A 24730-nucleotide genomic window follows, 5' to 3' on the forward strand; every position below is an offset into this window, starting at 1 on the left:
TGTGAATATCTTCAAATGTGGGAGCGGGCTTGCCCGCGATGAGGCCGGCCCAGTCATCTCTTATTCCGGCCAATGCCAGGCCGGCCCATCCAGAATCCCCTGGCCGACAATCTGAGTCTGCCCCAGCACCTTCTCCAGCACGATCGAATTGCATTCTTCATCTTGCTGCAACGCCGCAATCAAGCGGCTGGCATGCGACACCACCCACACCTGGCACTGCTTCGAGGCCTGGATAATCAAACGTGCCAACGCCGGTAATAAATCCGGGTGCAGGCTGGTTTCCGGTTCGTTCAGTACCATCATGGTCGGCGGCCGTGGCGTCAGCAGTGCCGCGATCAGCAGCAGGTAGCGCAAGGTGCCGTCTGACAATTCCGCTGCCGACAATGGCCGCAGCAAACCTTCCTGATAAAACTCAATTGCAAAACGCCCACCTTGCAACGGCTCGATATTCAGCCGTGCGCCGGGGAAGGCATCACTGACTGCGCGCTGCAACGCCTCGGGGTCGCCGATTTCGCGGATGGTCTGCAATGCCGCAGCCAAGTCGCGCCCATCGTGATGCAGTACCGGCGTGCGCGTGCCCAGTTGCGGCTGGCGCACGGGGGCGTCCACATCGCTGCGAAAATGATCATAAAAACGCCAGCCACGAATGCTTTCGCGCAGCAGCAACACCTCCGGCGAGCCGCGCAGGCTGCCGACCTGATCGAACAGGCTGTGATAGTTGGGCGTGTGCTGGGCCAATACGTCCCAGGCGCGGCCATCGCGTGCGCGCACCATCGGCCCGGACCGCTGCACCAGCAGGCTGGCCGGGCGGTAGATGTGACCGGCCCAGATGCATTCTTTCTTTACCTCCGGGTCCAGTTGGAACGCGGACAGGGTCTTTTCCGGCAACCCAAGGGAGATTGCGTAGCTGAAGTCCTCAGCGGCAAACCCCAGGCGCAGGCGTTTGACGCCCTGGCGCACGGTCGGCTCAACCGCCACCTCGCCATTGCGCATGCGTCGGCTGACGTTCTCGGGCCCGGCCCAGAAGGTCGAATCCAGCCCGCCTTCACGCGCCAATGCATTGATCACCCCGCCTTGGGCGGTTTCGGCCAGCAAGCGTAAAGCGCGGTACAGGTTGGACTTGCCGCTGCCATTGGGGCCGGTGACCAGGTTCAGCCGGGCCAGCGGCACCACCAGTTTATTGATCGAGCGGTAGTTGGCCACCGCGAGGGTTTTGAGCATGTGTATTTAGCCGGCGTGGGAACCCTTGGAGTATGGGATGCTCAATGCAGATAAGGAACCCTGATCTAAGCTCACAGTCGCATACTCACTGTCACATCGCGTCACGCAAAAGGAGCCTGCATGGGCGGTCGTATTTACACCTGTATTTTCGGATTGGGCCTGCTGACGCTGCTGAGCGGTTGTGGCCAGGAAAAGTCCGAACCCAAGGAACATTCGCGGGTGTTTGTGCAGGCCGTGCAACCCGCGGATTTTGCCGCCGCAGTGACCCTGACCGGCGATATCCAGGCCCGCGTGCAAACCGATTTGTCCTTTCGCGTGGGCGGCAAGATTATCCAGCGCATGGTCGACGTGGGCGACCGCGTGACCGCCAAGCAAGTGCTGGCCAAGCTTGACCCCAAAGACTTGCAGACCAACGTCGATTCCGCCCAGGCCCAGGTCGTGGCCGAGCAGGCGCGGGTCAAGCAAACCGCCGCCGCCTTCGTACGCCAGGAAAAGCTCCTGCCCAAGGGCTACACCAGCCGCAGCGAATACGACGCCGCCCAAGCCGCGCTGCGTAGCAGCCAGAGCGCTCTGGCTGCCGCCCAGGCCCAATTGGCCAATGCCCGCGAACAACTCGGCTATACCGCGCTGGTCGCCGATGCACCTGGCGTGATCACTGCACGCCAGGCCGAAGTCGGCCAGGTGGTGCAGGCCACCGTGCCGATTTTCAGCCTGGCCACCGATGGCGAGCGCGATGCGGTGTTCAACGTCTATGAATCCTTGCTGGTGGAGCCGCCGCCCGATGCGCCGATCACCGTGAGCCTGCTGGATAACCCGAGCATCAAGGCCGTGGGTAAAGTGCGCGAAGTCACGCCCGCCGTGGCGGCCAATACCGGCACCGTGCAAGTGAAAATCGCCCTGCAATCGCTGCCTAAAGGCATGCAACTGGGCTCAGTGGTCAGCGCCACGGCCAATGGCCCGGCCAAGGCCAGTGTGGAGTTGCCGTGGTCGGCGCTGACCAAAGACCTCAACGAACCCGCCGTGTGGCTGATTGACGGCGACGGCAAGGCGCAACTGCACAAAGTCACGGTAGCGCGCTATCTGACCGGCAAAGTGATCATTGGCGACGGCCTTAAAGGCGGCGAAAAAGTCGTGGTGGCCGGCGGGCAATTGCTGCACCCGGGCATGATCGTCGAGATCGCCCAGCAAGGAGTCCAGCCATGAAGCGCCTGACGGCATTGCTTGCCGCCAGCCTGTTGCTGGTCGCTTGTTCCAAAGAGGAAACGCCGCCCGAGCCCGTCCGCCCGGTGCTGTCCATGCAAGTGAAGTCCGAAGATCAGGAAAACCTCGGCCGCTTCGCCGGCACCATCCAGGCCCGCTACGAAAGCAACCTGGGTTTCCGCGTGCCTGGCCGTATCGCCCGCCGCGCCGTGGATGTCGGCGCCGAAGTGGAGAAGGGCGCCTTGCTCGCGGTGCTCGACCCCACCGACCAGCAAAACCAGTTGCGCGCCGCCCAAGGCGACCTGGCCCGCGTGCAGGCGCAGTTCATCAATGCCCAGGCCAACGCTCGGCGCCAGCAGGAACTGTTCAATCGCGGCGTCGGTGCCCAGGCCCAGCTGGATGTGGCGCAGACCGACTTGAAAACCACCCAGGCGACCCTTGATCAAGCCAAAGCCTCGGTCAACCAGGCTAAAGACCAACTCAACTACGCCGAACTGCGCACCGACCACGCCGGGATCGTCACCGCCTGGAATGCCGAGGCCGGACAAGTGGTCAGCGCCGGCCAGCAAGTGGTGACCCTGGCGCGCCCGGACATCAAGGAAGCGGTGATCGACCTGCCCGCCGGGCTTGCCGAGCGCCTGCCGCCGGACGTGGTATTCCTGGTCGCCGGGCAGCTCGACCCCAGCGTCAACACCACCGCCATCGTGCGCGAGATCGAACCCCAGGCCCAAAGCGCCACGCGCACCCGCCGCGCGCGCCTGACCCTGGCCGAGACGCCACCTGCGTTCCGCCTCGGCACCGCCATCAGCGTGACCCTGAGCACGGCCATTGCACCGCGTATCGAAGTACCGCTGACCGCCTTGCAGGAAGCCGACGGCAAAACCCGTATCTGGTTGCTCGACACCCAGAGCCAGACCGTGCTGCCGCGTGACGTCACGGTGATCAGCCGTGATGCCAACAGCGCCTTGCTCAACGGCGGCGTCAAACCCGGCGAACGCATCGTCACCGCTGGCGTGAACAGCCTGAAACCCGGGCAAAAAGTCAAAATCGACGAGGACAGCCCGCGATGAAAGGGAGCTTCAACTTATCCGACTGGGCCCTTAAGCATCAGTCCTTCGTCTGGTACTTGATGTTCGTCGCGCTGCTGATGGGCGTGTTCTCCTACATGAACCTGGGCCGCGAGGAAGACCCGTCGTTCACCATCAAGACCATGGTGATCCAGACCCGCTGGCCGGGCGCGACCCAGGAAGAAACCCTCAAGCAGGTCACCGACCGCATCGAGAAAAAACTCGAAGAACTCGACTCCCTTGACTACGTGAAGAGCTACACGCGGCCGGGTGAATCCACGGTATTCGTCTTCCTCAAGGACACCACCAGCGCCAAGGCCATCCCGGAGATCTGGTACCAGGTGCGCAAGAAGATCGACGATATTCGCGGCACCTTCCCCCAGGGTTTGCAGGGGCCGTCGTTCAACGATGAGTTCGGTGATGTGTTCGGCTCGGTCTACGCCTTTACCGGCGACGGCCTGTCGATGCGCCAACTGCGTGACTATGTGGAGCAGGTGCGTGCCGAAATTCGTTCGGTGCCGGGGCTGGGCAAGGTCGAGATGATCGGCCAGCAGGACGAAGTGATTTACCTGAACTTCTCCACGCGCAAACTCGCCGCGTTGGGCATTGATCAACGCCAAGTGGTGCAAAGCCTGCAATCACAGAACGCCGTGACGCCTGCCGGGGTGATCGAGGCCGGGCCGGAACGGATTTCGGTGCGCACGTCCGGGCAATTCGCCTCGGAGAAAGACCTGGCCAACGTCAACCTGCGGCTCAATGACCGTTTCTACCGGTTGGCGGACATTGCCGATATCAGCCGTGGCTACGTCGACCCGGCGCGGCCGATGTTCCGTTTCAACGGCAAACAGGCGATTGGCTTGGCCATCGCCATGCAGAAGGGCGGCAATATCCAATCCTTCGGCAAGGCGCTGCACACGCGCATGGACGAACTGACCGCCGACCTGCCAGTGGGCGTCGGCGTGCATAAGGTTTCCGACCAGGCCGAAGTGGTGGAAGAAGCCGTCGGCGGCTTTACCAGCGCCTTGTTTGAAGCGGTGATCATCGTGTTGGTGGTGAGCTTTATCAGCCTCGGCATGCGTGCCGGCCTGGTGGTGGCGTGCTCGATTCCACTGGTGCTGGCGCTGGTGTTCGTGTTCATGGAATACAGCGGCATCACCATGCAGCGGGTGTCGCTGGGCGCGTTGATCATCGCCCTCGGCCTGTTGGTGGACGACGCGATGATCACCGTCGAGATGATGATCACGCGCCTGGAAAAAGGCGAAACCAAGGAGCAGGCGGCGACCTACGCCTACACCTCGACGGCTTTCCCGATGCTCACCGGTACGCTGGTGACCGTCGCCGGCTTTGTGCCGATTGGCCTCAACGCCAGTTCGGCGGGTGAGTACACCTTCACCCTGTTTGCGGTGATTGCCGTGGCCATGCTGGTGTCATGGGTGGTGGCGGTGCTGTTCGCGCCGGTGATCGGCGTGCATATCCTCAGCGCCAAGGTAAAACCGCATGACGCTGAGCCGGGGCGCATCGGCCGCGCCTTCAATGGCGGCATGCTCTGGGCCATGCGCAACCGCTGGTGGGCCATCGGCATCACCGTGGGCCTGTTTGTAGCCTCGGTGTTTTCGATGCAATTTGTGCAGAACCAGTTCTTCCCGTCCTCGGACCGCCCGGAAATCCTCGTCGACCTCAACCTGCCGCAAAACGCCTCGATCAATGAGACGCGCAAGGCCGTTGACCGCCTTGAAGCAATCATCAAGGACGACCCGGACATTGCGCGCTGGAGCACCTACATTGGCCAGGGTGCGATTCGTTTCTACCTGCCCCTGGACCAGCAACTGGAAAACCCTTACTACGCGCAGTTGGTCATCGTGAGCAAAGGCCTGGAAGAGCGCGGTGCGTTAATTGCACGCCTGCAAAAACGCCTGCGCGATGATTTTGTCGGCATCGGCAGTTATGTGCAGCCGCTGGAAATGGGCCCGCCGGTGGGGCGGCCGATCCAGTATCGGGTGTCGGGCAAAGACATTGATCAGGTGCGCAAACACGCCATCGAACTGGCGACCTTGCTGGATAAAAACAGCCACCTGGGCGAGATCATCTACGACTGGAACGAGCCGGGCAAAGTGCTGCGCGTGGACATCGCCCAGGACAAGGCGCGCCAACTCGGGCTGTCGTCGGAAGACGTGGCGCAGTTGATGAACAGCGTGGTCAGCGGCGCTTCGGTGACCCAGGTACACGACGATATCTACCTGATCAACGTCGTTGGCCGCGCCGAAGATGCCGAGCGCGGTACGCCGGAAACCTTGCAGAACCTGCAGATCGTCACACCCAACGGCACCTCGATTCCGCTGCTGGCCTTCGCCACCGTGCGTTATGAGTTGGAGCAGCCGCTGGTATGGCGTCGCGACCGCAAGCCGACGATCACCATCAAGGCCTCGGTGCGCGATGAGATGCAGCCCACGGACCTGGTGAAACAGCTGGCGCCGACCATCGAGAAATTCAGCGCCGGGCTGCCGGTGGGTTACAAGGTGGCCACCGGCGGCACCGTCGAAGAAAGCGGCAAGGCCCAAGGCCCGATTGCCAAGGTGGTGCCGCTGATGCTGTTCCTGATGGCGACGTTCCTGATGATCCAGCTGCACAGCGTGCAGAAGATGTTCCTGGTGGCCAGTGTCGCGCCACTGGGCCTTATTGGCGTGGTGCTGGCGCTGATCCCCACCGGCACGCCCATGGGCTTTGTGGCGATCCTCGGCATTCTGGCGCTGATCGGCATCATCATCCGCAACTCGGTGATTCTGGTAACGCAGATCCACGAATATGAAGTGGCCGGCTACACACCATGGGACGCGGTGGTGGAGGCCACCGAGCACCGGCGCCGGCCGATCCTGCTCACCGCAGCGGCGGCCAGCCTGGGCATGATCCCGATTGCGCGGGAAGTGTTCTGGGGGCCGATGGCTTACGCGATGATTGGCGGGATCATCATTGCGACCTTGCTGACGCTGCTGTTTTTGCCGGCGTTGTATGTGGCTTGGTACAAGATTCGCGAGCCGAAAAAAGAACAGGCCTGACCATCGGAGCCTTCCTGAATGGATGTGGGAAGGTTCTTTGAAACACTTTTCGAACACTTGCTGAGGCTTATGTGCATTACCCTCCGGGCCTGATCTTGTCTGGAAGGCCCGTGCCATGCGTCATTTTTTGCTGGTTGTCAGCCTGTTGTTATCTCCACTGGCATTAGCCGGCACCGTATTGGAAAACGCCCTGTGGCGTGTCGAACTCGACCCCGCCACGCTCGCGCTGCGCGTTACGCCCGCAGGCGAGACCTCGGTGCAGGCGTCCAGCGGTGTGGCTGCCCATGCTGTCAGTGATTTGCAAGCGGGTGCCGAGCAGGCTGCCTGGCAATGGGACAACGGCGCCTATCGCCTGACGGCTCGCCTTGAGCAGCGCGACCTGTCCCTGACCCTCAGCGCCCGCGAGCCGGGTGAACTGCCGCTGCTGCGCCAACCCGCTGCGGCCATGGGCAAGGGGTTGATCTGGCCCTTGGCCGAAGGTCATTACGTACCGGCCGGTAACGCCGTGTGGAAAGCGTTTTTGCTGGAGCAGGGCGAACTCAATACTACCCAGGACCTCAGCCTGCCGTTATGGGGCATGGATCACGGCCGCTTCACGTTGAGCTGGTTGCTGACCAACCCCTACAACAACCACTTGCAATGGCAGGCCGACGGCCAGGGCCTGGCACTTTCGGTGGCTCACGAATTTACCCGTCTTGACCCCACGGCGCCGATGACCTTGCGCTTGCACCTCGGTGACGCCGACCCATTGGCCGGTGCCAAGCGCTATCGCCAATGGCTGGTAGAGCAGGGCCGCTACGAGCCGCTGGCGGACAAGCTGCAACAAACCCCCGAGGCCAAAAAACTGCTGGGCGCCAGCCATGTCTACCTGTGGGGCAACAGCCTGCTGGCCCCCGCTGATGTGCGTGATTGGCCGCTGCTGGTCAAACGCTTGCGCGGCCATGCACTCAAGGGGTTGATGGACAAAGAGGCGACTCAGGTTCTGGCGCAGGCCAAGGCTTTGAACCGTTATGAGCAAGGCGTTTTGTTGCGGGGCCTGAATGCGGCGATCAATCAGCAAGCGCGGCAGGCTTGGCAAGTCGAAGACCCGGACATGACCCGACTCGCCGCCCGCTATGGTGAACTGCGCAGCGAGCTGGCCAAGGACTTTGCCGGGGCCTTGACCGGCACCCCCGAGACCTGGGGCAGCCAGACGATTCAATCCCTGCGCGACGCCGGGCTGCCGCGCCTGTTGCTGACCCTGGGCGAAGGCTGGGAAGGTGGCCTGTGGCATCCCGAAGCAATTCGCGCCGGTGTCGCAGCCGGTTACCTGGTGGCGCCCTACGACTCCTATGAAACCGCCTTGTCCGCCAGCGAAAACCCGGACTGGACCACCGCGCACCTGGGCGCCAAGGCCTACCGTGACTGCGCGATTGTGCTCAAGGACGGCAAGCTGAAAACCGGCTTCCAGCAATCGGGCCACTACATCGACCCGCGCTGTATACGGCCTTTGCTGGAAGCACGGGTGAAGGCGGTGCAGGCCAGGGCCGGTTTTAACGCCTGGTTCCTGGATGCCTACGCCACCGGCATGGTGTTCGACAGCTACCGTGACAGTGCGCCCATGACTCAGGCGCAGAACGCCGAAGGCAATATCGACGCCTCCCGCTGGATCAGCACGGTACTCAAGCTGCCGGCGGGTTCCGAAGATGGCAATGCCAGCACCGCCCAAGGCACTCTGTTCGCCCACGGCATGCAGACGCCGGTGATCGGCTGGGGCGATCGACAGATGACCCAGGACAAGCAATCGCCCTATTACGTCGGCAACTGGTACCCGCCGGAGCAGCCGGCGGTGTTCTTCAAGCCCGTGCCATTGAAAGAGCCGTTTCGCACACTGTACTTCGACCCGACCATGCGCCTGCCGCTGTACCAGGCGGTGTTCCACGGTTCGGTCATCACCACCCACCATTGGCTGTTCGACAACCTGAAGCTGAGCAATGTGCGGGCCGAGAACGAGCTGACCCAACTGCTCTACAACGTGCCGCCTTTGTATCACCTCACGGATGCGACGCTTAAGCAGCGTCTGCCGGTGATCCAGCGTCAGGACCGTTTCTTCAGGCCGTTGCATCAGCGTTTGGCGGCTCAGGCGATGACCGATTTCCGTTGGCTGACGGCGGACAAACAGGTGCAGCAGACTACGTTTGCCGATGGCACAAGGTTGGTGGCGAATTTTTCTGTGCAGGAGCAGGAAGGGTACATAGGGCGTAGTGTGACGGCGTTGGTGGTGGGTGAAAAACCGGTGGTGTATCAGGTGAAATAGCGGCGCTGCTTAAATCGCCATCGCAGGCAAGCCAGCTCCCACATTTTGATGTGTGAATACCTTCGAATGTGGGAGCTGGCTTGCCTGCGATAGCGTCAGATCAAACAACGAACCTCTATGCCTTGCGCCACACACTCGCCAACCAAGGCTGCTGCTCGCGCGGCAACCCGGCCGGTCGGTAGTAATGCTCCAACTCCACAAACCCTGCCGCCGTCAGCAAACCCTGCCACGCCTCCAGGTCGTGATAAGACCCGTACCGAGGCCCGTTCCAGCCTTCCTGATTCTCACCCCGAGGGTTGGAACTGAACAACACACCACCCGGCTTCAGCGCCCCATGCAGCTGCTTGAGCACCCGAGGCAGTTCCTGTTTGGGAATATGAAACAGCACCGCATTGGCAAATACCCCATCAAAGCGCGCGGCGGGTAAAGCCAGCTTCAGGAAGTCCTGCTGCAACACTTCACAACCACTGTCTTCACGCGCCATCTGCGCAAAGCGCTCAGAGCCATCCAGCCCGACGGCGATATGCCCCATGCGCGTAAACGTCTGCAAATCCCGCCCAGGGCCGCAGCCGAAATCCAGCACGGTGAACGGGGGCGTGCCCTGGATATGCCGCAGCAGGGCGTCGATGTTCTGGCTCACATCGTGATCGCGGGTGCCTTCGCGGAAGTCTTCGGCGACTTTGTTGTAGTGGCCGAGGGTGGTGGTGGTGATCTGGTTGAGGTCGTCGGGCTTTAGGGTCATGACGGGTAATACCGGGCGCTGAGATTGCCCGACTATACCTCACCTCTCCCTCACCTCTTATTAAGCACCCGCGCCAACCGATCCCCACCCAACTGAATCACCGCCACCAACGCCACCAGCAGCACAATCACGGTCAGCATGATCTGCGTATCAAACCGCTGGTAGCCATACCGATACGCAATGTCCCCCAAGCCTCCAGCCCCAATCGCCCCAGCCATGGCCGACGAGTTGATCATCGTCACCAGGGTAATCGTAAACCCGCCGACAATCCCCGGCAGCGCCTCGGGAAGCAGCACATGCCAGATAATGTGCCAGCGGCGGCAGCCCATGGCCTGTGCGGCCTCGATCAAGCCATGATCGACCTCACGCAAACTCACTTCGGCAATCCGCGCAAAGAACGGCGTGGCGGCGATGGTCAGCGGTACAACGGCGGCCCACACGCCGTAGGTGGTGCCGACGATCAGCCGCGTGAACGGGATCAGCGCCACCATCAGGATCAAAAACGGAATGGAGCGGAACAGATTGACGAACGCCCCCAGCACGCGGTTCAGCGTGGGGGCTTGGTAGATGCCGCCCTTGTCGCTGGTGACCAGGAACACCGCCAGCGGAATACCTGCCAGCAACGCGATCAGTGATGACACGCCGACCATCAACAAGGTGTCGATGGCGCCCTGCAATAAACGATCAAACCACATAGCCCAGTACCTCTACCTGTTGCGCCCAATTCCCCGCGCGGCTGCGCAACTCTTCGGCGTTGTGGGGCGAGCCATTTACCGCCAACAGCAATTGCCCCAGGGCATGCCCCTGAATCCGTTCCACACCGCCTTGCAATAAGCGCACGCGCCCTCCGAGGGCAGCGAACAGCGCGGCCAGGTCGGGTTCGTCCGCGGCGCTGCCGGTGAACTGCAACCGCAACACCACCGCCGCCGTCGACGCAGGTTCAGCCTGCAAGCGACTTTGCAGTTCGTCCGGCAGCCCGTGTTGCAACGGCGCCAGCAGGGTTTGGCTGACCTCGTGCTGCGGGTTGCCGAACACTTGCCACACCGGGCCTTGCTCGACGATGCGCCCGTGTTCCAATACCACCACGCGGTCGCAGATATCGCGAATCACCGCCATCTCGTGGGTGATCAACACGATGGTCAGGCCCAGGCGCTGGTTGATCTCGCGCAACAGGCCGAGGATCGATTGGGTAGTTTCCGGGTCGAGGGCCGAAGTGGCTTCGTCGCACAGCAAAATCTGCGGGTCATGCACCAGCGAGCGGGCGATGCCCACGCGCTGCTTCTGCCCGCCGGAGAGTTGCGCCGGATAGGCTTTGTGCTTGTCTTTGAGGCCGACCAACTCCAGCAACTCGCGCACTTTTTGCTCACGCTGCAGCTTGGGCACACCGGCGACTTTCAGCGGCAGTTCGACGTTCTGCCACACGGTCTTGGCCGACATCAGGTTGAAGTGCTGGAAGATCATGCCGATGCGCCGCCGCAGCGCCACCAGGCGGTCTTCGTCGAACTCACCGATGTCCACCTGATCAATCAATACGCGCCCGCTGCTGGGTTGCTCCAGGCGGTTGATGGTGCGGATCAGCGACGACTTGCCGGCGCCGCTGCGGCCGATGATGCCGAACACTTCACCGTGCTGGATCGCCAGATCAATGCCTTGCAGGGCATGCACGGCGCCGTCATAGGTTTTGCCCAGGTTGATAAAACGCACATGGGCGCGGTTCAGGTCCGGGTGCAGCTCTGTCTGCTCGGCGGCCCTGGGCGGCGTGCCCAGGTCGCGCAGTTGGGCGTTGGCGGCGGTCATTTTTTATCTTCCCAGCCGACTTGGTAGAGCTTGCCGAGGGATTTATCCAGCGCCGCACGTACCACCGGTGAGTGTTGGTAGATGTCGACGAACTTGATCACCCGCGGGTCGGTTTTGCTCTTGGGCTGGATCACAAACTGAATCACGTATTCCGGGTGATCGAGGCCGTCGAACAGCAGCGCCGACTCGGCATCGAAGGTCTTGGACAGGCGGATATAGGCCGGGTAGCCCTGCACCAGATCGGCGTCGTCATAGGCGCGCACCAGTTGCACGGCCTCGACTTGCAGGATCTTGAGCTTTTTCGGGTTGGCGATGATGTCTTCTTCGGTGGCCTTGTAGCCCACGCCCGGCTTGAGGCTGATCAGCCCGGCCTTGGCCAGCAATTGCAGGCCGCGACCGCTGTTGATCGGGTCGTTGGCAATCGCCACGCTGGCGCCTTGGGGCAGGTCGTTGATGGTTGTGTACTTCTTGGAATACAGCCCGACGTTATTGATGATGCCCGGGGCATACGGCACCAGGTCAAAACCGGCGGCGGCCTTGGCGTTTTCCAGGAACGGAATGTGCTGGAAGTAGTTCACGTCGATATCGCCGGCGGCCAGGCTGACGTTGGGCGCGATCCAGTCGGTGAACTCCACCAGCTCGACCTTCAGGCCTTGCTTGCCGGCTTCAGCGACGGCGGCTTCAAGGGGAATCGCGAAGGCCGCGGTGGTGCCGATTTTCAGCGGTGCGTCAGCGGCAAATACGGCCGAGCTGAACAAGCCGAAGGCCAGGGCCAGTGCTTTGACTGGGTGGGAGAGCCGTGTTTTTTTCATAATCGATTTCCAGTCATAAGGTAATGGATAAGAACAATGCGGTTCTAAATGTGGGAGCTGGCTTGCCTGCGATGGCGGTGGGTCAGCAAAAAAAATGTGGCTGACAGACCGCTATCGCAGCGGTGCGACGGTTCGACAAGCCAGCTCCCACAGTTTTGGTTCAGTGTCGGTAGGTGGAACCGGTGTGTTGCTCGGGTAGGCGAGCGCCGGCGTGGAAGACTTTTTCGCGCAGTGTTCCCTGCTCATAAGCCGTCTTGTACGACCCACGCTTCTGCAACTCCGGCACCACCAGGTCGATAAAGTCGACATAGCTTTCCGGCGTCACAATCCGCGTCAAATTGAAGCCATCCAACCCCGTCTCGCTGATCCAGGACTCCAGCTCATCAGCCACTTGCTCGGGCGAGCCAACCAAAGTGATGTAACGCCCACCCAAGGCGTGCTGCTCCAGCAATTTGCGCCGGGTCCAGTCGTTGTTCTGCAGGTTCTTGGTGGCCGACTGAATCGCGTTGCTCTTCACGTACTGGATCGGTTCGTCGATCTCGTATTGAGAAAAATCAATCGCCGTGGACGCCGAAAAATGCGCCACGCCGGCCTCCGGGCTGGCGTAGCTCAAGTACTCGGCGTGCTTGGCCCAGGCCAGCGCTTCGGTGGCGCCAACGATCACGTTAAGCCCCATGAACACCTTGATGTCATCCGGGTTGCGCCCAGCCTCGACGGCACTGGCGCGCACCTTGTCCACTTGGGCTTTGGTCGCAGCCTTGTTCTGGCCGCTGATGAACACGCACTCGGCATGTTGCCCGGCGAACAGCAGGCCACGGTCCGAACTGCCGGCCTGGAACAATACCGGCGTGCGCTGTGGCGAGGGTTCGCACAGGTGATAACCCTCGACCTGATAGAACTCGCCGTGATGCTCGACCTTGTGCACCTTGCCCGGCTGCGCGTAGACCCGCTGCTTGGGGTTGTTGAGCACCGCGTCGTCTTCCCAGCTGCCTTCCCAGAGTTTGTACAGCACCTGCAGGTACTCATCGGCCTGGTCATAGCGGCGGTCATGCTCAACCTGCTCGGTCAGGCCCATGGCCTTGGCCGCGCTGTCGAGGTAGCCGGTGACGATGTTCCAGCCGACCCGGCCACGGCTCAGGTGATCGAGCGTGGACATGCGTCGGGCGAACAGGTACGGCGGCTCGTAGGTGAGGTTGGCGGTGAGGCCGAAACCGAGGTTTTTGGTCACGGCGGCCATGGCCGAGACCAACAGCAGCGGGTCATTGACCGGCAGTTGGATCGACTCTTTGAGCGGCACGTCGATAGCGTTCTGGTAGACGTCGTACACGCCGACGATATCCGCGATGAACAAACCGTCGAACAGCCCGCGTTCCAGGGTTTGCGCCAGGTCGGTCCAGTATTCGACGGTTTTGTACTGCGTCGAGGTATCCCGTGGGTGGGTCCACAGGCCGTGGTTGATATGCCCGATGCAATTCATGTTGAAGGCATTGAGCAGGATTTTTTTCTTCGCCATTCAGATGGTCCCCCGCAGGGGTGGGTTTTCATCGTTGAGGTAGTAATTGCCCACCGCGTGATACTTCCAGCGCACCGGGTCGTGCAGGGTGTGCACGCGGGCGTTGCGCCAGTGGCGGTCGAGGCCATGCTCGGCCAGAGTGGCCTGGCTGCCGGCCAGTTCGAACAAGGTGCTGCCGGCAGCCAGGGAGATTTCCGTACTCAAGGCGCGCGCTTCAGCGACAGCAATGGAGGCTGCTGCGACGGTCTGGGCATTGCTGTCGGCCTGGGCGCGGTCGAGGTATTCACCCGCGCGCTCCAGCAAGGCCTCGGTGGCGTGCAGGCGGATGCTCAAGTGGCCGAAGCTCTTGAGCGTCAGCGGGTCTTCGCTGGCCTTGTCGGTGCCGGCGTCGATCCATGGGCGGGTTTTGGTGCGCACAAAGTGCAGCGCATCCTCAAAGGCGGCACGGGCGATGCCGGTGTCGATGGCGGCGTGAAGGATCTGCGCCAGCGGGCCGACGGTGGTCGGGCGCTCGAAGGCGCTCTGGAACGGGATCACGTCCTTGGCTGCCACCCACACGTTGTCGAACACCACTGAACCGCTGCCAGTGGTGCGCTGACCGAAGCCACTCCAGTCGTCGATCACGCTCAAGCCCTCGCTGTTGCGGGGCACAAACGCCAGTTGCTGCACGCCGTGTTCATCCACCACCGAAGTGGGGATGCGCTGGGCGTAGATCGCGCCGGTGGAGTAAAACTTGCGCCCGGTGATGCGAAAACCATCGCCATCGCGGGTGATGGAGGTGACGCGGTCATGGGCGGTTTTGGTGCCGAGTTCCGCCAAGGCGTTGCCGAAACGTTGCCCGGCGAGTACTTCGGCGTACAGGCGTTTTTGCTGGGCCGGGCTGCCATTCACGCGCAGTACTTCCAGCGCATAAAAGTGGTTTTGCGGGATCTGGCCCAGGGAGGCATCGGCCTGGGCAATCAGGGCGATGACCTTGGCCAGGGTGACGTTGGAAACGCCAGCGCCGCCATACTCCTTGGGCACGCTGATACCCCACAGGCCGGAGCGCGAAAACACGTCCAGTTCGGGCAGCGGCAGGCGGCGTTCGCGGTCACGCTGGGCGCTGTCGCGGGCAAAGTCTTCGGCCAGGTCGCTGGCGACAACAAGGGCGTGTTCGTCGCTGGTGATGACCGCGACGTTAGGGGAAAAAGTCATGGGTTTCTCCAGATGTCTGGTCGGTCAGATCCAGGAATGTCGAGCAGGCAAAGTGCCGTTCAGCCGATACGCGCCGATGGCGTGATACTTCCAGCGCACCGGGTCGTGCAGGGTGTGCACGCGGGCGTTGCGCCAGTGGCGGTCGAGGTTGAATTCGGCGAGGGTGGCGCGGCTGCCGGCCAGTTCGAAGAGCTTTTCGCTGACCAGCAACGACACTTCGGTGGTCAGCACCTTGGCCTCGGCCACGGCAATCGAGGCGCGGGCGGCCGAGTGCGCGGTGATCGGCGCGGCGCTGACCTCGTCCAGCACCTTGCCGGCCTTGCGCAGCAGGGCTTCGGCGGCGTGCAGTTCGATTTTCAGTTTGCCGATATCGGCGATCACGTACAGGTCATCGCTGGCGCGTTCGACCTTGGCGTCGATCCACGGGCGCGAACGTTCGCGCACGAAGGCGATGGTGTCATCCAGCGCCCCACGGGCGATGCCGGCATCGATGGCGGCCTGGATCAGTTGCGAAACGGCGCCCTGGATATTCGGGCTTTCGCCGAGGCGCCAGTTGTCGACGACCAACTCTGCGTCCACCGGCACCTGATCGAGCAATACCGTGCCGCTGGCGGTGGTGCGTTGGCCAAAGCCCGACCAATCGTCAACGATGCGCAGTCCTGGCGTGCCACGGCGCACGAACGCCATGACTTGCTTGCCGTCATTTTTGAGTGCTTTTACTGCGACCCAATGGGCGAACAAGGCGCCGGTGGAGTAGAACTTCTGGCCGCTGATCACATAGCCGTCATCCTTGGCCGTGAGGCGCGCCTTGAGTTCCAGGGTGTTTTTGGTGCCGCGCTCGGGGCCGCCATTGCCGATGCGCCAACCGTCGAGCACGCTTTGGAACAGCTGCTTTTTCTGGCGCGCGGTGGCGGTGCTTTGCAGCAGGTGCAGAATGCCGAAATGGTTCTGCGGGATTTGCCCGAGGGCCGGGTCCGCTGCGCTGATGATCGCGAACACTTCGGCCAGGGTCACGAATGACACCTGGGGGCCGCCGTATTCACGGGGAATGGAAATACTGCCCAGCCCGCTGCGGGTGAACTGTTCAAGCTGCGCCCAGGGCAGCTTGCGCTGCTGGTCGCGTTTGGCCGCTTGCAGGCGCGCGGCCTGAGCCAGCTCATGGGCTGCGCTCAACGCCTGGGCGTCGTTGCGCAGCACCGTGGCCGGCAACAGCAGTGGGGCTACGTCCAGATCACTCTGGGGGGGTGTTAGAGCCAAGTTAGACATCAGCGCCGCTCCTTGGCTGCACGTAATGCCCTGGCGTTATGCACCGGGGTAATTCTGACCATACCGACCTCGCATTCAATGAAATAAAAACAGAAAAATCAGAGATGTCCGGTGGTCCGGTGCATATACCCTAAGCGTGTTAAATTTTTAAATAAACTAACTTATTGGAATATGCATAGAAGGGCTGTCACCCAGGCTCGCAGGGCGAGCCGGGGTGGCGCGGTTGATAGGTCGTCGCGGCCCTGACGGAGCGGGCTGGCGGCTGTGGCGCGCAGGTGGCGATGTTCAAGGTGCGTACTGGTGCCCAGCGCGAATTATTGCCGACCCGATCGAGAATGCAGTACGTCACGTCCAGGCGGCTGTCGTCGCCCGCTTCGATAATCACTGTGGAAGGCACCCACACTTGCACCGGCAGGCCGACGCCTTTGGCCTGGATTCTCGGCAGGTCCAGGCGCACATCGCCCCAGCGCAGGGTGATGGCATCGCCCGTGGCCATGTTCAGGTAGGGCTGGATGGTCAGCGGGATGCCGCGCCGCACCTGGCTGCCGTTGACACCGTAGCGGCGGATGGTCTCGGGCAGACCCACGGGGGCGAGGTTCTGGTTTTCATCGTCCAGCAGTGCGCAGGGGTGGCCACCCGGACAGCAGGTCTTCACGGGCACCTGAGTGAGGTCTGAGCGCGCCGGGCCGTGGCCGACTTGCATGACCTGGTAGTGAACCCGTGCGGTGCCATCCTGAATAAAACTTTCGGGTACACGCAGGCGGGTCAGGGTGCCGACCTTGCACGCGGTAATCCGACGCGAGTCGGCAAAGCAGTTGTTCCAGAACAGTTCGATCAAGTCGCCCTCGTCCATGCCAGGGTAAGGCGCGATATCCACCTGCAATTGGGTCGCGGCGAGGGCGTTGATGCCGTGTCGATTCGCCTGGGGCAGGGTTGGGGCGGTGAACGTGGCCTGGGGTGCGGTGCGCGTCATAAGTAATCTCCTTGATGCAGCCAGCAGCAATCGTTCCGGCGCCCGTGGCGCGATTGCGCGCAGGGTGCCGAAAGGAACGATTCAGTGAGTAGCCGGGATAGGATCCAATCCTCTGAGCGCTAGATAAGAGGGTTGGCCAGCGGGCGTCAATGGCGGCAAAAGGCTAAACGGCGAGTTGGAGCAGATTCAGAAAAGGCTGACGCGGCGGGGGATTTTAAGGCAGGTTTGGCGGGGCGTTTTACCCATAGTTGCGAGGGTTTTGCGTAGGACTGTGGCGAGGGAGCTTGCTCCCGCTGGAGTGCGAAGCGCTCCCAGGATTTTGGGGCCGCTGCGCAGCCCAGCGGGAGCAAGCTCCCTCGCCACGCTGCAAGCCAGTCAGTGGGCCAAAAACTTGCTCAAAAACTGCTTGGTCCGTTCTTCCTTGGGGTTGGCGAACAGTGCCTTGGCTTCGCCTTGCTCCACGATCACGCCTTTGTCGAAGAAGATCACCCGGTTGGCAACATCGCGGGCGAAGCTCATTTCGTGGGTGACGATAACCATGGTGCGGTTTTCTTCGGCCAGGCTGCGGATGGTCGCCAGCACTTCGCCGACCAGCTCCGGGTCGAGCGCCGAGGTGGGTTCGTCAAACAGAATCACCTCCGGTTCCATGGCCAAGGCACGCGCAATCGCCACGCGCTGTTGCTGGCCGCCGGACAGGCGCCGTGGGTAGGCGTCTTCCTTGCCGGCCAGGCCGACCCTGGCCAAGAGCTTGCGACCGAGCGCGGTCGCCGCCTCGCGCGGCATCTTCTTGACCACGATCGGGCCTTCGATGACGTTTTCCAGCGCGGTGCGGTGCGGGAACAGGTTGAAATTCTGGAACACAAAACCCACATGCTGGCGCAAGCGCCGCACCAGGCCTTGCTGCTGGCTGAGCGGTTTGCTGCTGTCGATCTCGATATCACCGACCTTGATGCGACCGCTGGTGGGTTCTTCGAGGAAGTTCAGGCAGCGCAGCAAGGTGGTCTTGCCGGAGCCGCTGGGGCCAATGATGGCGACCACTTCGCCTTCCTTGACCTCCAGGTCGATGCCGTTGAGTACTACCTGACCTTTGAATTGTTTGGTCAGTTTTTCAACCACGATCATGCTCAGGACTCCAGGTCATGCCGGTTGACCCGGTCTTCCAGGCGATTTTGAAAGTGCGCCAGGATGCTTGCCAGGATCCAGTAGATCAGGGCGGCGGACAGGTACATGGTGAAGATTTCGAAAGTACGCGCCGACACCAGCTGTGCCTGGCGGAACAACTCCGGCACCTGGATTGTGGCGGCCAGTGCCGTGTCCTTGACCAGCGAAATAAAGCTGTTGCCCAGCGGCGGCAAGGCCGTGCGCATGGCCTGCGGCAGGATGGCCCGGCGCAGGGTTTGCGCGCGCGTCATGCCGATACTGGCGGCCGCTTCCCATTGGCCGCGTTCGATGGAGCTGATCGCGGCACGCAGGATTTCACAGGCGTAAGCGGCCATGTTCAGCGAAAAGCCGATCATGGCCGCCGGGATCGGATCCAGCTCGATGCCCACTTGCGGCAAGCCGTAGTAGATCAAAAACAGCTGTACCAGCAAGGGCGTGCCGCGAAAGAACGACACGTAGACTCGGGCGGTCCAGCTTAGAAGCTTGAAGCGCGACAAACGCATCAAGGCCAGGCCGAAGCCCAGCAGCAAGCCGAAAAACATCCCGCCGAGGCTAAGAATCACCGTGTAGTACGCGCCCTTGAGCAGAAAGGGCGCGGAGTCCAGCGCGAGTTGGAAACCTGCTTCCATTATTCAGTGACGTCAGCGTTGAAGTACTTCTCGGACAGCTTCTTCAAGGTGCCATCGGCGCGCAGCTTGTCGAGGGCCTTGTTCACAGCGTCGAGCAGTTCCGGCTCGCCTTTGCGCAGGGCAATACCGGCTTCCTGACGGGAGAAGGCATCACCGGCGGCGGCGGTGTCCGGGGCTTTCTTGGCGTATTCCAGAGCGGCCAGGCGGTCGATCAGGATGGCGTCGATACGGCCGATACGCAGGTCCTGGAACTTGGTCGGGTCATCGTTATAGGTCTTGATGATGGCTTTGGGTTGATTGTCCTTGAGCCATTGTTCGTAGTTGGTGCCCAGGCCCACACCGACTTTCTTGCCGGCCAGGTCGTCGGCGGTCTTGATGCTTTCGACGTTTTTCTTCAGCACCAGCGCCTGGATACCGGAGACGGTGTAAGGCTTGGAGAAGTCATACTTCTTTTTGCGCTCCTCGGAGATGGTCACTTGGTTGACCACAGCATCCAGGCGCTTGGATTCCAGGGCGGCGAGGATGCCGTCCCATGGCGTGGCCTGCAGCTTGACCTTGACGCCCAGCTCTTTGGCCAGCGCTTCGGACAGCTCGACTTCAAAGCCGCTGAGCTTGCCGCTTTCATCGACAAAGCTGAACGGCGGGTAGGTGCCTTCCAGGCCGATCTTGATCTCGCCCGCCTTCTTGATGGTGCTCAGCTGCTCGCCGGCGATGGCTTGGCCCATCAGGCCAGCCCCGAGTGCCAAGCCCAAAGTGCCAACCAGCAACGTGCGACGCAATACAGAAATAGTCATGAACAGCCCCTGTGTTTTTTATGTTGAGCGAAGCAGGTGACGCAGTAGTCGTATCCTGCCTTAAAGCGCGGTGCGCGTCTTCGCCTTCGGCGCGACTATAAAGCGAGTTTTTAAGACTTGAAAATAATATAAAATTAATTTGATATTTCTTTTTGGAATATTAGGTTGATCTAATGTGGGAGCCGGCTTGCCTGCGATAACGGTGTATCAGCCAACACATTTGTAGCTGACGAACCGCTATCGCAGGCAAGCCAGCTCCCACATTTTGATCGGTGTTTATTCAGTTAAGCACCGAGTCATACGCAAACAGCGCCGGCGCCCCGCCGGTGTGCAGGAAAATGATCGGGCCGTCCTCAAACCGCTGACGCCCGATGCCATCGAGCAAACCGGCCATGGCCTTGCCGGTGTAGACCGGGTCCAGCAGCAAGCCTTCCTGGCTGGCTAATAGCTTGACCGCCGCCAGGGTGCCGGCGTTCGGTTCGCCGTAGCGCGGTCCGAAATATTCGTCCCACAGGATCACTTTGAAGGCTTCGGGAATGTCCACGCCCAGCAACTCGGCGGTGCGTTCGGCCAGGCCCTGTACTTTCGGGAACTGGGCTTCTTCGGTGCGCGACACGGTAATGCCCACCACCGGCAGGTTCGGCAGCACTTCACTCAACGCCAGCGCGAGGCCGCTATGGGTGCCCGCGCTGCCCGAGGCCAGCACCACGGCGGCGAACTCGATGCCGCTGTCTTCGATCTGCCCGGCCAGCTCCAGCCCGGCGCGCACGTAACCCAAGGCACCCAAGGCATTGGAGCCGCCAATAGGGACGAGGTAGGGCTTCTTGCCGTTGCTGCGCAGGCGGTCGGCGAGGGCGTTGAGTTGGTCGTCGACGTTATCGAGGTTCTCGACCAATTCGACTTTGGCGTCGAACAACTCCAGCAGCAGGCGGTTGCCGTTGCCGAGGTAGTTGGGGTCTTCGGTGCCGGTGGGGTTTTCCAGCAGCGCCACGCAGCCCAGGCCAAGCTTGGCGGCCAGCGCGGCGGTCTGGCGCACATGGTTGGATTGGATGGCGCCGGCGGTCACCAGGGTGTCGGCGCCCTGGGCGATGGCATCGGCGGCCAGGTATTCAAGCTTGCGCAGCTTGTTGCCGCCCATGGCCAGCGGCGTGGTGTCGTCGCGCTTGACGTAAATGTCCCTGCCCAGCCAGGCCGACAGCCGCTCGAGTTTTTCCAGGGCGGTGGCGCCGCCCAGCAGTTCCAGGCGGTTAAAACGGTCGAGCTGTTGTTTGATCATGGCGACATACAGTGGCTAAGTGATGGGGCGACTATAGGCAGGCACTTTTCAACCGGCAACCGCCAATCGCTTATTCCGGATAGTTCTTAGCATCACACCATTGGTTCTTAAGGGTGGCCAGGGTGCATACCGTAAAGTGATGGCCATATCGTCAGGAGTGAATACCGTGAGTGAGCGTTCCAGTCATTGGCAATTACAGACCATCGTCAGCCAGCTGCGCAGCGCCCGGGACCAGTGGCGAACGCGCAATGGCCGCCTGAGTGGCGAACACGGTGGCCGCGAGTTGCCGTCCCGCGAGGCGGTGGCGCAGATTCTTGAAGCGCTGTGCGGCGCGCTGTTCCCGATGCGCCTGGGCCCGGTGGACCTGCGTGAAGAAAGTGAAGATTTTTACGTCGGGCATACCCTCGACGTCGCCCTGAATGCCTTGCTCGCTCAGGCCCGCCTGGAGCTGCGCTACGCCGCGCGCCAGGGTGCAAGGGATGACAGCGAGGTCGATGCCCTGGCCATCCGCCTGATCCAGGATTTCGCGCTGGCCTTGCCTTCACTGCGCAGCCTGTTGGACACCGATGTGCTCGCCGCCTACCACGGCGACCCGGCTGCGCGCAGTGTGGATGAAGTGCTGCTGTGCTATCCGGGGATTCTGGCGGTGATTCACCATCGCCTGGCGCACCATCTGTACCGCGCCGGGCTGCCGTTGCTGGCGCGGATCAGTGCAGAGATTGCTCACTCGGCCACCGGCATCGATATTCACCCTGGTGCGCAGATCGGTCCGAGTTTCTTTATCGACCACGGGACAGGTGTGGTGATCGGCGAGACCGCGATCATCGGCGAGCGCGTGCGCATCTACCAGGCCGTGACGTTGGGCGCCAAGCGTTTCCCGGCGGATGAGGACGGGCAGTTGCAGAAAGGCCACCCGCGCCATCCGATCGTTGAGGACGATGTGGTGATTTATGCCGGGGCGACGATCCTGGGGCGCATCACCATCGGCAAGGGCTCGACCATTGGCGGCAATGTGTGGCTGACCCGCAGCGTGCCGGCGGGGGCGAACATCACGCAGGCGAATTTGCAACATGACGACGGCGCGCAGAAATAGTATTTGAGCCAAACACCGATCAACTGTGGGAGCTGGCTTGCCTGCGATAGCGGAGGACCAGTTGGCACATTTGTAGCTGACAGACCGCTATCGCAGGCAAGCCAGCTCCCACAGTAGTGTCCGCATTTCAATTCCGAGCCACTGAACGATTTGCCATCCCCGCCCGTCATACCAATCCTTGAGCTAGTGTAGGAATTGTCTACCACTCAGCCCTGCGATTAGTCCCAAACCGCCTACCTATGTTTAACTTGAATGCTCGTTCAAGTTAAACCCGGTGGTTCGCTGCCCGCTCACAACAGGAGGCTTACCTTTGCTGAGTCCGTTATTTACAGCCACATCACACACCTTCGGGGTGCATCGTTCATGAGTGCATCGTCCACCCCATCCAGCGGCCTGGTGCGCATGAATGCGCCGGTTTTCTACTTTGCCGCAACCTTCATTCTGCTGTTTGGCATCACTGTCATCGCTATTCCGCAACAGGCCGGTGCCTGGCTGCTGGCAGCGCAAAACTGGGCGGCCAACACGGTCGGCTGGTACTACATGCTCGCGATGACGCTGTATCTGGTCTTCGTGGTGGTCACCGCGCTATCGGGCTACGGCAAGATAAAACTCGGTGCCGACCACGACGAGCCCGAATTCAGTTACCTGTCCTGGGCCGGCATGCTGTTCGCCGCGGGGATCAGCATCACGCTGTTTTTCTTCTGCGTCTCCGAGCCATTGACGCACCTGGTGCAGCCGCCTCAGGGCGCGCCGATGAATGCCGATGCGGCTCGCCAGGCCATGCAGATCCTGTTTCTGCATTGGGGTCTGCATGGCTGGGGCGTGTTTGCCTTTGTCGGCATGGCCCTGGCGTACTTCGCCTACCGGCATAACCTGCCGCTGGCGCTGCGCTCGGCGCTGTACCCGCTGATCGGCAAACGCATCAACGGCCCCATCGGTTATGCGGTGGACGGCTTCGGCATCATCGCCACGGTGTTCGGCCTGGGCGCCGATATGGGTTTTGGCGTGTTGCACCTCAACTCCGGTCTCGACTACCTGTTTGGCATCGCGCATACGCAGTGGATTCAGGTTGGCCTGATCACCTTGATGATGGGCGCTGCGATCCTGGTTGCCGTCGCCGGCGTCGACAAGGGCGTGCGAGTGATGTCCGACATCAACATGCTGCTGGCCTGTGCGCTGCTGCTGTTTGTGTTGTTCGCAGGCCCCACCCAACACTTGCTCAACACCTTGATCCAGAACATCGGTGACTACCTCGGCGCCTTGCCGACCAAGAGCTTCGATGTGTACGCCTACGACAAACCCAGCGACTGGCTGGGCGGTTGGACGGTGTTCTACTGGGCCTGGTGGATCGCATGGTCGCCGTTCGTGGGCCTGTTCATCGCGCGTATTTCCCGTGGTCGGACCATCCGCGAGTTCGTCTTCGGCGTGCTGTTGATTCCGCTGGGCTTCACCCTGGCGTGGATGTCGATCTTCGGCAATAGCGCCATCGACCAGGTACTCAACCACGGCATGACCGCGTTGGGCCAGTCGGCCATCGATGACCCTTCGATGAGCCTCTACCTGCTGCTGGAAACCTACCCGTGGAGCAAGACGGTGATCGCCGTCACGGTGTTTATCAGCTTCGTGTTCTTCGTCACTTCGGCGGATTCCGGCACTGTAGTGCTGTCGACGCTTTCGTCCAAAGGCGGCAACGCCGATGAAGACGGGCCGAAATGGCTGCGGGTGTTCTGGGGGGCGATGACGGCGCTGGTCACCAGTGCCCTGCTGTTTGCCGGCAGTATTGATTCGCTCAAGTCTGCGGTGGTGCTGACTTCGTTGCCGTTCTCGCTGATTTTGCTGCTGATGATGTGGGGGCTGCACAAGGCCTTCTACCTCGAATCGCAGAAGCAGATTGCCCAGCTGCATTCGCTGGCACCGGTGTCGGCGGCGCGCAAAGGCCGAGGCGGTTGGCGCCAGCGTTTGAGCCAGGCCGTGCACTTCCCGTCACGTGATGAGGTGTACCGTTTCCTCGAATCGACGGTGCGCCCGGCGATCGAAGAAGTGACGGCGGTGTTTGTCGAGAAAGGCCTGAATGTGGTGACTCAGCCGGACCCGTCCAACGACAGCGTCAGCCTGGAAATCGGGCATGGCGAGGAGCATCCATTCGTTTACCAGGTGCAGATGCGCGGTTACTTCACGCCGTCGTTCGCCCGGGGTGGCATGGGTTCCAAAGAGATCAACAACCGCCGCTATTACCGCGCGGAAGTGCACTTGAGTGAGGGCAGCCAGGACTACGATCTGGTCGGCTACACCAAGGAGCAGATCATCAACGACATCCTCGACCAGTACGAGCGCCACCTGCAGTTCCTGCACCTGGTGCGCTGACCCACCGATCGTTCCCACGCTCCGCGTGGGAATGCCGCCTGGGACGCTCCGCGTCCCGCCGCAGGGATGACGCAGAGCGTCAATGGATGCATTCCCACGCAGAGCGTGGGAACGATCAAATGCCCGCAAACCCGTGTAATTAAAGGCTTTCTTAAACTTAATTTCATTCGTGAACTAAGCGTTTTGACTCCGAACTGTCATCTGGCCACTGCGTAATTGTGTGAAGCGTTTGACGCTTTCATTTCAGAACAGTGACGGAGACCGGTAACAATGAAGACG

Annotated in this window: 19 protein-coding genes; 6 read left to right on the top strand and 13 right to left on the bottom strand. The window is 61.5% G+C overall.

Features of this window, described 5'->3' with window-relative positions:
* Positions 1 to 60 precede the first annotated feature (60 nt).
* The gene (locus GIW28_RS08935) at positions 61 to 1221 is read right to left on the bottom strand and encodes an AAA family ATPase (protein WP_236447113.1); all 1161 of its coding nucleotides are present in this window, start codon (positions 1219 to 1221) and stop codon (positions 61 to 63) included.
* A 120-nt stretch (positions 1222 to 1341) separates the two neighbouring features.
* On the opposite strand from GIW28_RS08935, the gene GIW28_RS08940 reads away from it, so the two are divergent.
* From GIW28_RS08940 to GIW28_RS08955, 4 genes are all read left to right on the top strand, one after another.
* Entirely contained in the window at positions 1342 to 2424 is a 1083-nt protein-coding gene (locus GIW28_RS08940; protein WP_017135744.1) for an efflux RND transporter periplasmic adaptor subunit, read from the top strand.
* Complete coding sequence (locus GIW28_RS08945) at positions 2421 to 3491, top strand: efflux RND transporter periplasmic adaptor subunit (protein ID WP_017135743.1); 1071 nt, start codon at positions 2421 to 2423, stop codon at positions 3489 to 3491. Before GIW28_RS08940 ends, GIW28_RS08945 begins: the two co-directional genes overlap by 4 nt.
* Positions 3488 to 6541, top strand: coding sequence for an efflux RND transporter permease subunit (locus GIW28_RS08950; RefSeq protein WP_017135742.1), 3054 nt, complete (start codon positions 3488 to 3490; stop codon positions 6539 to 6541). The genes GIW28_RS08945 and GIW28_RS08950 overlap by 4 nt, the downstream gene beginning before the upstream one ends.
* 115 nt (positions 6542 to 6656) lie before the next feature.
* A complete protein-coding gene (locus GIW28_RS08955; RefSeq protein WP_236447114.1) occupies positions 6657 to 8837 on the top strand; it encodes a glycoside hydrolase in 2181 nt (726 codons plus the stop codon).
* Positions 8838 to 8952: 115 nt separating this feature from the next.
* Here the strand turns inward: GIW28_RS08955 and GIW28_RS08960 are convergent, their stop codons facing one another.
* From GIW28_RS08960 to GIW28_RS09015, 12 genes are all read right to left on the bottom strand, one after another.
* Positions 8953 to 9579, bottom strand: coding sequence for a class I SAM-dependent methyltransferase (locus GIW28_RS08960; RefSeq protein ID WP_236447115.1), 627 nt, complete (start codon positions 9577 to 9579; stop codon positions 8953 to 8955).
* 50 nt (positions 9580 to 9629) lie between these two features.
* Positions 9630 to 10274, bottom strand: coding sequence for a methionine ABC transporter permease (locus tag GIW28_RS08965; protein WP_017135739.1), 645 nt, complete (start codon positions 10272 to 10274; stop codon positions 9630 to 9632).
* Complete coding sequence (locus GIW28_RS08970; protein WP_236447116.1) at positions 10264 to 11376, bottom strand: methionine ABC transporter ATP-binding protein; 1113 nt, start codon at positions 11374 to 11376, stop codon at positions 10264 to 10266. The genes GIW28_RS08965 and GIW28_RS08970 overlap by 11 nt, the downstream gene beginning before the upstream one ends.
* Positions 11373 to 12188, bottom strand: coding sequence for a MetQ/NlpA family ABC transporter substrate-binding protein (locus GIW28_RS08975; RefSeq protein ID WP_017135737.1), 816 nt, complete (start codon positions 12186 to 12188; stop codon positions 11373 to 11375). Before GIW28_RS08975 ends, GIW28_RS08970 begins: the two co-directional genes overlap by 4 nt.
* 160 nt (positions 12189 to 12348) lie before the next feature.
* Positions 12349 to 13701 (bottom strand): LLM class flavin-dependent oxidoreductase, encoded by a 1353-nt coding sequence (locus tag GIW28_RS08980; RefSeq protein WP_177032357.1) that lies wholly within the window; start codon positions 13699 to 13701, stop codon positions 12349 to 12351.
* Positions 13702 to 14895 carry an SfnB family sulfur acquisition oxidoreductase gene (locus GIW28_RS08985; protein ID WP_236447117.1) on the bottom strand — a complete coding sequence of 398 codons (1194 nt, stop codon included), beginning with the start codon at positions 14893 to 14895 and terminating at the stop codon, positions 13702 to 13704.
* Between the two features lie 24 nt (positions 14896 to 14919).
* A complete protein-coding gene (locus tag GIW28_RS08990; protein ID WP_236447118.1) occupies positions 14920 to 16161 on the bottom strand; it encodes an SfnB family sulfur acquisition oxidoreductase in 1242 nt (413 codons plus the stop codon).
* 187 nt (positions 16162 to 16348) lie between these two features.
* Positions 16349 to 17134 (bottom strand): hypothetical protein, encoded by a 786-nt coding sequence (locus GIW28_RS08995; RefSeq protein ID WP_236447119.1) that lies wholly within the window; start codon positions 17132 to 17134, stop codon positions 16349 to 16351.
* Between the two features lie 375 nt (positions 17135 to 17509).
* Entirely contained in the window at positions 17510 to 18256 is a 747-nt protein-coding gene (tcyN, locus tag GIW28_RS09000; RefSeq protein WP_170039521.1) for an L-cystine ABC transporter ATP-binding protein TcyN, read from the bottom strand.
* Between the two features lie 2 nt (positions 18257 to 18258).
* The gene (gene tcyL / locus GIW28_RS09005) at positions 18259 to 18924 is read right to left on the bottom strand and encodes a cystine ABC transporter permease (RefSeq protein ID WP_017135731.1); all 666 of its coding nucleotides are present in this window, start codon (positions 18922 to 18924) and stop codon (positions 18259 to 18261) included.
* On the bottom strand, positions 18924 to 19718 hold the full coding sequence (tcyJ, locus tag GIW28_RS09010; protein WP_017135730.1) for a cystine ABC transporter substrate-binding protein: 795 nt from the start codon (positions 19716 to 19718) through the stop codon (positions 18924 to 18926). Before tcyJ ends, tcyL begins: the two co-directional genes overlap by 1 nt.
* 280 nt (positions 19719 to 19998) lie before the next feature.
* Positions 19999 to 20994 carry a D-cysteine desulfhydrase gene (locus GIW28_RS09015; protein ID WP_186617889.1) on the bottom strand — a complete coding sequence of 332 codons (996 nt, stop codon included), beginning with the start codon at positions 20992 to 20994 and terminating at the stop codon, positions 19999 to 20001.
* Positions 20995 to 21160: 166 nt separating this feature from the next.
* Between GIW28_RS09015 and epsC the strand changes: the two genes are divergently transcribed.
* Positions 21161 to 22087, top strand: a complete 927-nt coding sequence (gene epsC / locus GIW28_RS09020; protein ID WP_017135728.1) for a serine O-acetyltransferase EpsC — start codon at positions 21161 to 21163, stop codon at positions 22085 to 22087.
* Positions 22088 to 22489: 402 nt separating this feature from the next.
* Positions 22490 to 24451, top strand: a complete 1962-nt coding sequence (gene betT / locus GIW28_RS09025; RefSeq protein ID WP_169986756.1) for a choline transporter BetT — start codon at positions 22490 to 22492, stop codon at positions 24449 to 24451.
* Positions 24452 to 24730 lie beyond the last annotated feature (279 nt).

The sequence above is a fragment of the Pseudomonas sp. PA-5-4B genome, from assembly GCF_021606215.1.
In the GTDB taxonomy this organism is placed as follows: Bacteria; Pseudomonadota; Gammaproteobacteria; order Pseudomonadales; family Pseudomonadaceae; genus Aquipseudomonas; species Aquipseudomonas edaphica.

Excerpts from the sequence above, each read along its gene's own strand:
- GIW28_RS08945 (WP_017135743.1), top strand. The coding sequence starts at position 2,421 with ATGAAGCGCCTGACGGCATTGCTTGCCGCCAGCCTGTTGCTGGTCGCT.
- GIW28_RS08995 (WP_236447119.1), bottom strand. The coding sequence starts at position 17,134 with ATGACGCGCACCGCACCCCAGGCCACGTTCACCGCCCCAACCCTGCCC.
- GIW28_RS08985 (WP_236447117.1), bottom strand. The coding sequence starts at position 14,895 with ATGACTTTTTCCCCTAACGTCGCGGTCATCACCAGCGACGAACACGCC.
- GIW28_RS08935 (WP_236447113.1), bottom strand. The coding sequence starts at position 1,221 with ATGCTCAAAACCCTCGCGGTGGCCAACTACCGCTCGATCAATAAACTG.
- GIW28_RS08975 (WP_017135737.1), bottom strand. The coding sequence starts at position 12,188 with ATGAAAAAAACACGGCTCTCCCACCCAGTCAAAGCACTGGCCCTGGCC.
- tcyN (WP_170039521.1), bottom strand. The coding sequence starts at position 18,256 with ATGATCGTGGTTGAAAAACTGACCAAACAATTCAAAGGTCAGGTAGTA.
- GIW28_RS09015 (WP_186617889.1), bottom strand. The coding sequence starts at position 20,994 with ATGATCAAACAACAGCTCGACCGTTTTAACCGCCTGGAACTGCTGGGC.
- GIW28_RS08990 (WP_236447118.1), bottom strand. The coding sequence starts at position 16,161 with ATGTCTAACTTGGCTCTAACACCCCCCCAGAGTGATCTGGACGTAGCC.
- GIW28_RS08970 (WP_236447116.1), bottom strand. The coding sequence starts at position 11,376 with ATGACCGCCGCCAACGCCCAACTGCGCGACCTGGGCACGCCGCCCAGG.
- tcyJ (WP_017135730.1), bottom strand. The coding sequence starts at position 19,718 with ATGACTATTTCTGTATTGCGTCGCACGTTGCTGGTTGGCACTTTGGGC.
- GIW28_RS08955 (WP_236447114.1), top strand. The coding sequence starts at position 6,657 with ATGCGTCATTTTTTGCTGGTTGTCAGCCTGTTGTTATCTCCACTGGCA.
- GIW28_RS08980 (WP_177032357.1), bottom strand. The coding sequence starts at position 13,701 with ATGGCGAAGAAAAAAATCCTGCTCAATGCCTTCAACATGAATTGCATC.
- GIW28_RS08950 (WP_017135742.1), top strand. The coding sequence starts at position 3,488 with ATGAAAGGGAGCTTCAACTTATCCGACTGGGCCCTTAAGCATCAGTCC.
- betT (WP_169986756.1), top strand. The coding sequence starts at position 22,490 with ATGAATGCGCCGGTTTTCTACTTTGCCGCAACCTTCATTCTGCTGTTT.
- GIW28_RS08940 (WP_017135744.1), top strand. The coding sequence starts at position 1,342 with ATGGGCGGTCGTATTTACACCTGTATTTTCGGATTGGGCCTGCTGACG.
- GIW28_RS08965 (WP_017135739.1), bottom strand. The coding sequence starts at position 10,274 with ATGTGGTTTGATCGTTTATTGCAGGGCGCCATCGACACCTTGTTGATG.
- GIW28_RS08960 (WP_236447115.1), bottom strand. The coding sequence starts at position 9,579 with ATGACCCTAAAGCCCGACGACCTCAACCAGATCACCACCACCACCCTC.
- tcyL (WP_017135731.1), bottom strand. The coding sequence starts at position 18,924 with ATGGAAGCAGGTTTCCAACTCGCGCTGGACTCCGCGCCCTTTCTGCTC.